This is a genomic window from Duganella sp. Leaf61, from assembly GCF_001421905.1.
GTDB classification, from domain to species: domain Bacteria; phylum Pseudomonadota; class Gammaproteobacteria; order Burkholderiales; family Burkholderiaceae_D; genus Rugamonas; species Rugamonas zoogloeoides.
This window is the reverse complement of the sequence record NZ_LMLM01000012.1, coordinates 850,148-862,950: the sequence shown is the minus strand read 5'-3', so window position 1 is coordinate 862,950 and position 12,803 is coordinate 850,148. Positions and strand designations below refer to the sequence as shown.

Annotated in this window: 8 protein-coding genes; 3 read left to right on the top strand and 5 right to left on the bottom strand. The window is 64.6% G+C overall.

Annotated elements, in window-relative coordinates:
* The first annotated feature begins 212 nt into the window (after positions 1-212).
* Positions 213-4,118 (top strand): two-component regulator propeller domain-containing protein, encoded by a 3,906-nt coding sequence (locus ASF04_RS12705; RefSeq protein WP_056142051.1) that lies wholly within the window; start codon positions 213-215, stop codon positions 4,116-4,118.
* Here ASF04_RS12705 and ASF04_RS12700 read toward each other — a convergent pair.
* The 3 genes from ASF04_RS12700 to ASF04_RS12690 form a co-directional block, all read right to left on the bottom strand.
* Complete coding sequence (locus ASF04_RS12700; RefSeq protein ID WP_026637769.1) at positions 4,115-4,456, bottom strand: DUF1840 domain-containing protein; 342 nt, start codon at positions 4,454-4,456, stop codon at positions 4,115-4,117. The genes ASF04_RS12705 and ASF04_RS12700 overlap by 4 nt on opposite strands.
* A 156-nt stretch (positions 4,457-4,612) precedes the next feature.
* Positions 4,613-5,122, bottom strand: a complete 510-nt coding sequence (locus ASF04_RS12695; RefSeq protein WP_056141876.1) for a hypothetical protein — start codon at positions 5,120-5,122, stop codon at positions 4,613-4,615.
* A complete protein-coding gene (locus ASF04_RS12690; protein WP_056141874.1) occupies positions 5,119-6,837 on the bottom strand; it encodes a M1 family metallopeptidase in 1,719 nt (572 codons plus the stop codon). Before ASF04_RS12690 ends, ASF04_RS12695 begins: the two co-directional genes overlap by 4 nt.
* A 195-nt stretch (positions 6,838-7,032) precedes the next feature.
* Here ASF04_RS12690 and ASF04_RS12685 point away from each other — a divergent pair, with 195 nt between their 5' ends.
* Entirely contained in the window at positions 7,033-9,321 is a 2,289-nt protein-coding gene (locus ASF04_RS12685; protein ID WP_056141871.1) for a hypothetical protein, read from the top strand.
* Positions 9,322-9,335: 14 nt separating this feature from the next.
* Here the strand turns inward: ASF04_RS12685 and ASF04_RS12680 are convergent, their stop codons facing one another.
* Positions 9,336-10,274 (bottom strand): DUF6624 domain-containing protein, encoded by a 939-nt coding sequence (locus tag ASF04_RS12680; RefSeq protein ID WP_056141867.1) that lies wholly within the window; start codon positions 10,272-10,274, stop codon positions 9,336-9,338.
* Positions 10,275-10,301: 27 nt separating this feature from the next.
* Positions 10,302-11,885: a YifB family Mg chelatase-like AAA ATPase gene (locus ASF04_RS12675; RefSeq protein ID WP_056141863.1), complete on the bottom strand. Its 1,584-nt coding sequence runs from the start codon at positions 11,883-11,885 to the stop codon at positions 10,302-10,304.
* Positions 11,886-12,066: 181 nt separating this feature from the next.
* Between ASF04_RS12675 and ASF04_RS12670 the strand changes: the two genes are divergently transcribed.
* Positions 12,067-12,798, top strand: coding sequence for a hypothetical protein (locus ASF04_RS12670; protein WP_156368612.1), 732 nt, complete (start codon positions 12,067-12,069; stop codon positions 12,796-12,798).
* Positions 12,799-12,803 lie beyond the last annotated feature (5 nt).

Below are 12,803 nucleotides of genomic sequence, written 5' to 3'. Positions count from 1 at the left end.
CACCCCTTCCCATCCCGAACAGGACCGTGAAACGACTTTGCGCCGATGATAGTGCTGCAACCAGTGTGAAAGTAGGTTATCGTCAGGCTAGTTATATAGGAAAACCCCCATCAGCCTAAGCGCGCTCAAGATCGCGCTTAGGCTGATGGGGGTTTTTTTCATTTCTCCCCGATATTTCTGAATTACAATAAGTTCAACTCGGGGTGAAAGAAATGTTAAATCGTGCAACGCGTCTGGCTATTTTGTTTGCCTGGCTTTGGCTGGCAGCAAGCGCCGTGGGCGCGCCGCTCAGTTTGCGGTTCGATCACCTGGGTGTGGCAGACGGATTGCCACAGGAGTCAGTCACGATAATCGTACAAGACCGCCAGGGCTACCTGTGGATCGGTACCCAGGCAGGCCTGAGCCGCTACGACGGTTATCGCATCACCTCCTTCAAGAACAATCCCGTTGACTCCCGCAGTTTGGCCGATAACTTTATCCAGGCGCTGTATGAAGACGGCCGGGGACGGCTGTGGATAGGCACCAAGGGAGGCCTGGATCGGTTTGATCGAGACACCCAGAGTTTCATCCACCAACACATTGCACCTGGCAGTCTCTCGGTTACCAACATCATTGGCGACGGCAAGGACGGCTTGTGGCTCACTACCAGCGACGGCCTGCAGCACTTCGATACCGCTACGGGGACGATACGCGCGCTGCGCCATGTGCCGGGCGATACCGGTACGCCTGGCGATGACCGCATCAACGCCATAAGGCGCGACCAACGGGGCAACCTGTGGCTGGCCACGGCCAGCGGACTCGATCTGATGCCGGCCGGTACCAGCACGTTCCGCCATCTAGTATCGAAAGAGGCAGCGACGACAGCGGGCGCCATCGACATGCTGGCATTGGGCGCCGATGGTTTGGTGTGGGTGGCAGGGGTGCACGGCCTGCAAACCTGGCGCATGAATGGTGATACTGCCGAGCAGTTGCCGCTCGAGGGCGGAGCGGCCCTGGCGAACCGCCAGGTTACCGCCATGCTGCCAGACAGCGAAGGCCATTTATGGATTGCGTTGCAGGATGACGGATTGCTGCGCCGCGATCCCTTGCAAGGCCAGTTGCACCACTACCGCGCCAACAATCTCGACAAGAGCGGCATTTCCAGCAACCGTATCAGTGCGCTGTACCAGGACCGCACGGGCACACTCTGGGTCGGCAACTGGTACACCGGCCTCGACAAGGTAGATTTGCTGAGTGGCGGATTCGAGCGGTACACCGAACACGAAGGCGTCCTCAACAGCATCAGCAACAACAAGGTGCGCGCGATTGCCAGCGCAGGCGGCAATAAACTGTGGCTCGGTACGGCCGATGGACTGACTCGCCTCGATCCGGTGCGCGGCACTACCGAAATCTGGCGTACCGTACCCGAGGATCCGACCAGCCTGCCCAGCAACCAATTGCTGGCCCTGGCCACTGATCACCAGGACCGCCTCTGGGTTGTTACCGACGCCGGCGTGGCGTGGCGCGATCCGGTCAGCGGCCGCTTTACGCGGATCGCGCTTGACACCCGCCCGATATCGCTCCTGGTCCAGCGCATACTGGTTGATCGGAGTGGCGTGATCTGGATCGGCACCCCGGCCGGACTGCATCGCGTTGATCCCCGCACACTGGCGGTGACCACCTATCGCCCGGACCCGGGGAATCCTGACAGCCTCGAAGGCCGCATCAAGGCGCTGCTCGAGGACCGTGCCGGCGTGCTGTGGGTTGGTACCGAAAGTGGCCTCGAACGCTTTGATCGCGAGACCGGCAAATTTCGCCATTACCGACACCAGCCAAGGCAACCAGACAGCCTGTGCCACAAGCGCGTGCAGTATCTGCACGAAGACGCCAAGGGCGTCATGTGGGTGGGCACCGGCGCCGGCCTGTGTAAAGCCATCCCTGGCCCCGATGGCGAGTTGCGGTTCCGATTTTACCCGGTGCGCGAAGGCTACCCATCTGATCCGATCGGCGCCATCCTGAGCGATGCCAAGGGGCGGCTGTGGATCAGTAATACCGGTGGCATCGACCTGTTCGACCCGGCCAAGGGCGTGTTCAAGCAATACACTGCCAAGGATGGCTTGCTCGACGGGTCGTATTACATCGGCGCCGGCTATCGGGCGGCCGACGGCGCCCTGTACTTTGGCGGCCTGGGCGGCCTGACCGCATTTAACCCGAACCGCATCCACGACAACCCGATGCCGCCGCAAGTGGCAATTACCGATTTCTCGATTTTCAACCAGTCGATCCTGACCGCCATCATGCGCGAGGACGTGCTGACACGCGGTCCGCTGGACGCGGCCAGGTCAGTCACCCTGGGCCCGCGCGACGCCATGTTCACGATCGAATTCGCCGGTTTGCATTTTGCCGACCCGCAGCGCAACCGCTACACCTACCAGCTTGAGGGCTTCGATCCGCAATGGGTCAACACCGATAGCGGCCGGCGGTTTGCCACGTACACCAACCTCGACCCCGGCCGCTACGTGTTCCGGATCCGGGCGTCGAACAAGGACGGCATCTGGAACAACGAGCCGGTGGCGCTCGAAGTGGTGATCACGCCGCCGTTCTGGAAGCAGTGGTGGTTCCGCCTGCTGGTTCTGGCACTGGCGGTGGGGCTTGGCTACCTGCTGTTCCGCCTGCGCATCCGGCGGCTGGTGCGGCAAAAGCAGACGCTTGAAAACGAAGTGATCGGACGTACCCGCGAACTGGTGCAGCAGAAGGAATCGGTCGAACACGAAAAGCGCGAAGTGGAACGGCAAAAGGACAGCGTGGAACAGGCGCACCGCAATATCTCGCTACTGTCCGATATCGGCCGCCGCCTGACCGCCAATCTCGATAGCGAGGCGATCATGTCGATGTTGTACCAGCAGGTGCATGCGCTGATGGACGCCAGCGTGTTCGGCATCGGCATCTATCGCCCGGAACAGGAGCTGATCGAGTACCCGTTCGCCATGGAAAAGGGCAAGCGCTATACGCCCTACACCCGCAGCATGCTGGAGCCGAACCAGCTGGCCGTATGGTGCATCAACCATGCGCAGGAAGTGTTCATCAACGACCTGGAACAGGACTACCCGCGCTATATCGCCAACCTGGCATTGGTGTCGGACGCGGAGCACATGGGCACCCTGGAAGACGGTTCGCTGCCGTCAGAACCGCGCTCGCTGATCTATGTGCCGATCTCGGTGTCGGGGCAGGTACGCGGCGTGATCACGGTGCACAGCTACCGCGCCAACGCCTACCAGCGCATCGATCTCGACATGCTGACCACGCTGGCCTCGTACGTGGCGGTGGCGTTTGCCAACGCTGATTCGTACCGCCAGTTGCAGGACGCGCAGCAGCAACTGGTGGAGCGCGAAAAGCTGGCGGCCCTGGGTTCGCTGGTGGCAGGTGTCGCCCACGAACTCAATACGCCGATTGGTAACAGCCTGGTGATCGCCAGCACGCTGGAAGCGAAGACCACCGATATCGAAGCGCGCCACGCCGACAACGCGCTGCGCCGCTCGGACCTCAAGCACTACATCGAGGCGTCGCGCGAGGCGTCGACGCTGCTGATGCGCAGCCTGCACAACGCGGCGGAACTGGTGAACAGTTTTAAACAGGTGGCGGTGGACCAGGCCAGCGCCAAGCGGCGCCGCTTCAACCTGCACCAGGCCAGCGCCGAAATCGTCACCACCATGAAGAACCAGATCCGCAAGGCCGGCCACCGGATGGTGCTGGAAATGCCGGACGATATCGAGATGGACAGCTTCCCCGGTCCCTATGGCCAGGTGATCATCAACCTGATCAACAACTCGCTGCTGCATGCGTTCGACGGTCGCGAAGATGGCTTGATCCGGTTGTGGGCGGTACGGGTGGGGACAGACAACGTGCGCATCGTGTTCGAGGATGACGGCTGCGGCATCACGCTGGAACACCAGGCCCGGATATTCGATCCGTTCTTCACCACCAAGCTGGGGCAGGGCGGCAATGGACTGGGCTTGAGCATCACCTACAACATCGTCAGCTCGCTGCTCGATGGCGCGATCCGCGTCGACAGCGCCGTGGGCGTGGGGACGCGGTTCACCATCGACCTGCCATTACAGGCTAGTCTGAACGGCGATTAAACGCCCCAGACGATAGGCTGGTTTTCCTGCTTGGCCAGGCGCAGCATCTCCACCAGCGGATAGGCGCGGGCCGCGAAGCCCACGCGCTGGGCCAGCGCATGTTCGACTGTCTCGCCTTCCTCGCGCTCGTGGGCGTGGATGTCGTATTCGATATCGGTTTCGGGATGAAGTTTGCTTTCGGCTACCTGGTCTTCCAGCACCGACAGCGCCTCGGCCGCTTCGGTGGCCGTGATCACGCCGCGCGTGGGATTTTTGTGCAGCAGGTCGAGGATGCGTTGGGCATGTTCCTGGTACATCAACACTTCAGGGCTGTAGCGGGTTTTGAATGTGATTAACATGATGCGCCTCTTGATTTTGTTGGACAGTGCGGTGCGCCGGCTCTCGTTGGCGGGCACGCCGTAAGACCACTTTAATTCATTTCTGAATGTTTGGAAGAGGCAAACCTAACAGTTAAGCCAACTCTAAGTGAGCAAATTGTTTCAAACTATTTCTGTTCATTGCAGCTTGAACGAGTCGAGGAAGGTTGCCACCTGCTCGCGCGCGATGTGGCGCTCGGCGCCCATCACCACCACCTGGTACACGCGGCGATCGCGCGCGATGAAGCGGCCGATCAGCAGCGTGGGTTCGCCGTTGCGCATGCCTTTCGCTTCGATGCTGACGGTCGTTTGCGCACCGTCGGCAACGGTGGCCTGGCTGGTAATGGTGGCGCCGATATTGCGCGCCAGCGCGGTCTGCATGGCCAGCAGCGCGGCCGGCGCCTGCGCCGTGTCGGTCAACTCGGCGCTGCCCACGGCGAATACCACGTCGTCCACTTCGGCTGCGCTCATCGTCATCCGCACCGGCAGTTCGCCCAGCCGCACATCGCGCGCGTGCGTGGCCGGCTTGCCGGGCAGGAGCACGCTGTACGGCGCATCCTTGCTGCGGTAGTCGCGCCAGTTGTAGTGCGGGTCGCAGGCGCTGAGCACGAGCGCCAGCAGCGGGACCGCCAGCAGGCGCGTGTTCATTTGGCGGCCTTGCTCTTTTTGCGCGCCGCTTCGTCGGCTTGCCATGCCTCGATGTGCGCAGCGCGGCGCAGCACGCGCGAATATGGATCGATGGTCACCAGCGCGCGCGGCGGCAGCGTCAGCACGCCCTGGCCGTCCGTCATGGGCAGCTTCTCGATGCGGTCATTGACGCGTATTTCGAGCGGCATCGGGAAGGCGCCGCCGTCCTTGAGCTGCCAGCGCAGCGTGAGCTGGTCGCCGGCGCGCGTCTCGACCAGTTCGGGCAGCGCGGCGTGGTACAGATAGGCGTCGAAGAACCAGTCCAGGTCGCGGCCGGCCGCTTCGTTGGCGATGCCGATGAATTCCTTCGTGCTGCTCCAGCGCGGCTGGAACTGGCCCGGTACCGGCGTGTCGGTACCGTACACCATGCGCCGCGTGGCGCGGAAAAAGGCGTCGTCGCCCACCAGGTTGCGCAGCGTGTGCAGGATCAGCGAACCCTTGACGTAGATGTCGTTGCCAGGACCGCCTTTATCGGCATCGTACACATCCTGGATGCGCTGGGTTTTGCCGCTGACGATGGGGGCCTTGTTCTTGATGGCCTGGCGCTGCTTGAACAACTCGGCCTGGAACGCCATCTCGCCGCGCAGCGATTGCAGGTACAGCGGCTGCATATAGCTGCCGAAGCCTTCGTGCAGCCACATGTCGTCCCAGTCGGCGTTGGTCATCTGGTTGCCGAACCACTCGTGCGACAGCTCATGGTGCAGCAGCCAGTCGTAACCGTACGGCGACTTCAGGTACTTGTTGCCGTAGGCGTTGATGGTCTGGTGTTCCATGCCCAGGTGCGGGGTTTCGACCACGCCCATTTTTTCGTCGCCGAACGGGTAAGGGCCGATGCGGCTTTCGAAGAAATCGAGCATGGGCGTGAATTCATCGAACAGTCCCTGCGCCTTCTTGCGGTTTTCCTCGTCCCCTTTCAGGTACCAGTAGCGCAGCGCGATGGTATTGCCGTAGCGGCTAACGTAGTCGCCCGCCAGCACATCGTATGGCCCGATGTTGAGCGACACGCCGTAGGTGCTGGGATTCCTGGCGCGCCAGTCGTAGGTGTGCCAGCCGTCTTTTTCCGTCATGCCGGTGGCTACGCCGTTGCCGGCGACGACCAGGGGCGAAGGCACCGTGATGTGCAGGTCGATCAGTTTCGGTTTGCCCATCGGGTGATCGATGCAGGGCCAGAACAGATCGCACCCTTCTCCTTCCACCGTGGTGGCAATCCACGGCTGGCCGTCGGCGGTCCTGGCCCACACGAAGGCGCCGTCCCACGGCGCCCGTTTTGCCACGTGCGGCACGCCGTGGTAGCGGATGCGCACGGTGGTGCGCTCGCCCGCCAGCAGCGGTTTGGGCAAGGTGAGGTACAGGCGGCCGTCGGGATTGCTGATGGCCGCTGCCGGCAAGGCGACGCCGTCCACGCTGGCGCCGTCGATCGGCAGGTTGCGGTCGAGTTCCACCGCGATGCGGGTGAGCGGCGCAGTGGCGGTGAAGGTGAGCGCAGTGTCGCCGCTGATGCTTTGCGTCGCAGGATCGACGCGCAGCGCCACATCGGCGTGCTCGAACGTGACCGCCAGTTGCTCGGGCGCGCGTGGGCTGCCGGAGTTGGCGGTGAAGTCGGTCATCGGTGCAGGGGCGGTGGCGCAGCCGGCCAGCACGGCGCTGGCGGCAAGCAGAAGGGGCAGGCGTGTCATGCGGATTCCGGCAAGTTGAAGGCAATGCTGAATATAGCAGCAAGGGTGGCAAACAAGTGATGTTATGCGCGTGCTTCGACAGAATTTAGCGTGGACGATCTTCTCAAAAATAGTTCTCAAAAAAGCATCTTGCTGCGGTAAACTGCTGCGCACAAAACAGGGGCTAGAGTGGATTCAATTTTCAGGGTATTTCGCATGGCAGGCTTTGCTGCCATGTTTGCCGCCGGCGATGTGGCGGCCGTGGAGCAGGACGAACGCCACCAGCGAGTTCCGCCATTGTCAGCCATGCTGGCCGACCGCACCGCCAGCTTGCGCATCGATGGCGCGCTCGATGACGACGCGTGGCGCACCGCCCCCGTGTTCGACGCCTTCCACCAGTTTCTCCCCGCCGACGGCAAGCCGGCGCCGGCCAACCTGCGCACCACGGTGCAACTGCTGATCGACGACGGTGCGCTGGTGTTCGGCATCCGCGCCTGGGACGACGCGCCCGAGCGCATGCGCGGCACCCTCACACGGCGCGACAAGGTGAGCCTGGACCAGGACTTCATCGGCGTGTGGCTCGATCCCACGGGACATGGCCGCGCGGCGCAGTTCGTGCGCGTGAATATCGCCGGCGTGTTCAGCGACGGCATCTATCGCGCGGATCTCGACGAGTCGGACCTGGGACCGGACTTTCCCATCGACGCAGCAGTCAAGCGACTGGCCGACGGCTATACCATGGAGATCCGCTGGCCGCTGTCGAACCTGCGCTTTCCCTACGCCGACGGCAAGACCTGGCGCGTGATGATCGAGCGCAGCGTGCCGCACGCGGACGGCCTGCTGCTCACCAGCACTCCGCTCAAAAACGGCTCGCTGAGCCACATCGCGCTGTTGCAGGACGTGGGCGGCATGGGCGACACGGTGGCGGCGGTGCGCGACCGCAGCTTCGTGGAACTCAAGCCGGAACTGACCATGCGGTCCAACCGCGACCGCGATGAAACGGGACGCCAGCGCGGCGACCGCGCCAGCGTGGGCCTGGAGGTCAATGCCCGGCCACGCGCGGACTGGGTGTTCAACGCCACCGTCAATCCCGATTTCTCGCAGGTGGAAATCGACGAGCCCACGTCGTCGGGCGCCAGCCGCATCGCCCTGAGCCTGCCGGAAAAACGCGGCTTTTTCCTCGAGAGTTCGGACGTGCTGGGATTGCCGCTGTCGGCATTTTATTCGCGCACCGTGGCCGACCCGGAATGGGGCTTGCGCGCGACCTGGCGCGATGCTGGCGCCGACGCCACCGCCATGAGCTTGCGCGACCAGGAGGGCGGCGTGGTGCTGCGCGGCGGCGCCTACGAGACGGCCGAATACGCGCAAACCCGGCGCACCCTCGCCAGCATGGTGCGCACGCGCTGGCATGGCGAACACTCGGTGATGGGCGCGTTCGTCTCGCAGCGCGGTTACGGCGATGCCGGCAGCAACGAGGTGGCAGGTTTCGACGGCCAGTGGCGCGGCGACGGCCAGCAGGCCTTGTGGCTGCTGATGCACTCGCAAACCAGCGCCGGCTTCGTGGAGGAACCGGTGGCGCGCAGTGCCCGCGTGGCCACGCGCCACGGCGGCTACGCGCTCGGCAAATTCACCAGCATCAGCGACGCCTGGTGGAACGAGTTGCAGCTGGAGGCGATCACGCCGGGTTTTGTCAACGACAACGGCTTTGTGCCGCAGGCGGGCGTGCTCAAGACCGACATCAATCTCAACCGCCGGCTGGGCGGACGCACGCTGGCGCTTGGCGGCGCCGAGCTGGAACTGTACGAATTCGAGGCGCACCTGGGCGTGCACGAGATCCGTACCCTGTCGGATAATCGGCTGGACCAGCAGGCCAACCAGGTTGTCGAGCGCAAGCTCCAGCCGGGGATCTGGTTCCGCGCCGGACGGCAGACCAACCTGTGGGCCAACCTTGGCTTCGACCAGCAGCGCGGCCGCCGCCTGGGGCCTCTGCACGATGTGCCGGCCGTGCACTTCGGTTTCGAATCGTCGCCGCTGTCGTGGATGACCAAGTTCAATGCCGAGGTCACGCTGGGCCGCCAGCTCGACGTCGATGCCGATCGCGTGGGCAGCGGCGGCAATGCCATCGTGGACCTGGGCTTGCGCCTGCCATTGCCTGGCACGCGTGGCTGGTCGATCGAGACCGATTTCCGGCTCAACCGCGCATGGGTGCAGGGCACCCTGGGCCGGCCGGCATTCGTGGACAACGGCTGGCGTGCGCTGGGCATGCTGCACTTCACGGCTGCCGACTCATTGCGGCTGCTGGCGCAAACCACGTCGGCCGCGCGCCGCGACGACGGCGTCTCGGGACTGGAGCCATGGGCCGAGCGGCAGATGCACCGCTCGCTGTTATACCGTCACCTGTGGCGCCACGGCCGCTCGATGTCGGTGGGCTTTTCGCGCGACCGCACGCGCGATCCCGATACTACTAACAAGTCGTTGACGGTGAAGGTACAGTGGGAGGTTTGAGCTGATTCAGGAAGCTATTCCCCAGCAGTAGCAGGGGTGGCAGGAGTAACAGGAGGGGCCGGCTCGGCAGGTTTGGTTGGCTCTGCCGGTTTGGGTGGCTTGGCCAGTTGCGCCTGCAACGCGGCAAACGTGGACATGCCCATTTCCAGGCGCCGCTTGTCGATATTGGCGATGTCCTCGATCCGGTAGAACTGGATCGCACCATCCTCGCGACTGCTGTACTGGGTGCCGTAAATCTGCGGCCGCTTCTCATACATGCGCACGCGATCCAGCGTGGTAGCCAGGTTGACCAGCTTGATTTCGTGCCTGGCTGCTGCCGCGCGCATGAACACCGCCCAGTGCTTGAGCTGCGCAGGCGGGGCGTGCTGCGCAACCAGCCACGCCTCGTTGGCAGCTTCTGCGCCCACCATTGAAATCGTTGGCCAGCCTTTGGTAGTGATGATCTGGCGCAGGCGCCGCTGGCGTTTGCGATCATCCGCCGCAAACTTCTTTTCTGACGCGGCATCGCGCTTGCCGGCAGCCCAGGCCTGGCGCACCGCGCGGTCCTGGGCACCCATCTCGATCAGCTCGCGCGCGATCTCCGGCTGCGGCACCGGCAGCGGGTATATCAGCATGGTTTGCGGAAGGGCGGTGGCAGCATCGGACACCAGTTGGGCATCGGCTTCCCAATCCGTGTCACCGAGCACCACGGTGCATGTGACGGCTGGCGGCAGGTCGAGGCGGTAGGTGTCGGCTTCGATCTGGCCATGGATGCGCTCACTGCCATCCTGGCAGTCGGCAAAGATGGCGGCTTGCTCCGGCACGGTGCCGGTGGCGCTGACGATTTTGCCGGAGTAGGGGATGGGCTGGATGGCCGGAGTTGGTGCAGGCGTGTCTTCGGCGCGGGCGGTACCGGTGAGCGCTGCGAACAGGAGCGCGGCGACGGCGATTGGTTGTCTGCGGATTGAATTCATGGTGTGATTCTCTCACAGCCCGAGCGCTCACCGATCCTTCAATGCCCTCCGATACTGCACCGCCTCCCCGATATGCTGTTCGCCAATCCCTTCCGCCCCGGCCAGGTCGGCGATGGTGCGGGCCACGCGCAGGATGCGGTGGTAGGCGCGGGCCGACCACTGGAAGTGTTCCATGCTGCGTTTGAGCTTGGCCCTGCCCGCCTTGTCGGGCTTGCACAGGCGGTCGATTTCGCGGGTGGTGAGGTACTGGTTGCGCTTGCCCTGGCGCGCCAGCTGGATCTCGGCGGCGCGCTGCACCCGGGCGGCAATCGCGGTGGAAGGTTCGCCGTCGGCGTCGGCGGCCAGGGTGTCGGGTTCCACGGCGGAGACTTCGATCTGCATGTCGATGCGGTCGAGCAGGGGGCCGGAAACACGGCCCTGGTAACGGGCGATCTGCTCGGTCGTGCAGTTGCACACGCCGCTGGGATGGCCGTGGTAGCCGCACGGGCACGGGTTCGTCGCGGCGATCAGCTGGAAGTGGGCGGGGAACTCGGCCTGCTGCGCCGCGCGCGAGATGGTGACGCGGCCCGACTCCATCGGCTGGCGCAGCACATCCAGCACGCGCCGGTCGAACTCGGGCAGCTCGTCGAGGAACAGCACGCCGCGATGAGCCAGCGAGATTTCGCCGGGACGCGGATAGCCGCCGCCGCCCACCAATGCCACGCCGGATGCCGTATGGTGCGGGGCGCGAAATGGCCTGCGCTTCCAGTCCTCGATCCGGAAGCCGCCGGTGAGCGACTGCACGGCCGCCGCTTCCAGCGCCTCGTCGTCGGTCATCGGCGGCAGCAGGCCGGGAAAGCGCGCCGCCAGCATGGTCTTGCCGGCGCCGGGCGGGCCCACCATCAGGAGGCTGTGGTTGCCGGCCGCCGCCACCTCCAGCGCGCGCTTGACCATGAACTGGCCCTTGACGTCGGCCAGGTCGGCCACCTCGGTCATGGCCACCGCCAGCGCAGACGTATGGCGCGACAGCATCGCCTCGCTTGAACTGGCCGCCAGGTGGGCGCACACTTGCAGCAGTGAGCTGGCCGGGTAGATGGCGGCGCCGTTCACCAGCGCCGCTTCGTCGGCATTGGCTTGCGGCAGGATGAAGCCACGCCGGTCAGCTTTACCGGGCGGAGTGCGCTGCCTGACAGGCTCTTTACCGTGCTCGCCATTGTGGGCGCAATCACGCCTGGCATCGCGCGTCATCGCCAACGACATCGCCAGCGCCCCCCGGATCGGCCGCAGCTCGCCCGACAGCGACAGCTCGCCGGCAAACTCGTACTGGTCCAGGATAGCGGCGGGAATCTGGCGCGAGGCGGCCAGGATGCCCAGTGCGATCGGCAAATCGAAGCGCCCCGATTCCTTGGGCAGGTCGGCCGGCGCGAGATTGACGGTGATGCGCTGGGCGGGAAACTCGAAGCCGCCGTTCTGGATCGCGGCGCGCACGCGGTCCTTGGCTTCCTTCACTTCGGTATCTGCCAGGCCGACGATGGTGAACGCAGGCAGGCCGTTGGCCAGGTGCACCTCGACATTGACTTGCTGCGCTTCCATGCCCGCGAGGGCGCGGCTCTTGAGTACGGCCAGGCTCATGTGTTTCCCCTACGTGGTCACGGGCTGCCGCGAGTGTAGCCGGTTGGCCAGGCCGGGCCTTGATCTGCGGCAGAGGCAGTGCTACCTTGCGCAAGGAAACATTGATAGATGGTAAAGTTGTTGATCGTCGATTTTTGTGGAGCCCGATATGCGCATTGCCACTGTGATTCATCGAACGGGTTTGCGAACCATCCAGGCCGGCTTGCTGGCGCTGGCGGCGGGCGGCGCGATGGCGCAAGCGCCGGACCAGGATGCGGCGGCGGCCGCACCACAGCCGCCACGCCCGCTGTTGCTGCTGTTGCAGCCAGCGCCGTTCAACCATCCCGACAAGGCTGGCGCGGGCATCGGCGTGGTCGATGTCACGCTCAAGGTGCCCGACGTGCAGGTGGGCGCCGATACTGCGCTGCTGCAGCTGCCGCTCGCGGTCGAGCAAGGTGAAACGGTGGCCGTCACGCTCAAGGAACTGACGGTGCGCGACAGCCACGGCAACGTGCCGCTGGCCACGCGCGACGTCAAGGGACCGGACGGCAAACTGCGCGAATGGACGTCGCCGCGCGACGTGCAGGGCGACCTGGTGGTGCACTACCAGGCGCCGGTGGAACCGCCACCGCCCAAGCGCCGCGCCGCCGCGCCGCCCGATGCGACGCCAGGCCCAGCGCTGCCACCGCCCGCCACCAGCGCGCTGCGCGTCGAGCGTGGTGGCCTTGCCGTCGCAGGCAATGCACTGGTGCTGCTGCCACCGGACGGCAGGCAATATCCGGTGTCGGTGCGCTGGGACTTGTCAAAGCTGGGCGACGACGCCAGCGCCAGTTCCAGTGCGGGTGACGGCGATGTGCTGCTGCCCATGGGCGCGCCCTCGCGGCTGTGGTCCACCACCTTCACCATCGCGCTGCCTAAACGCGCAAGCAATTGACCGGA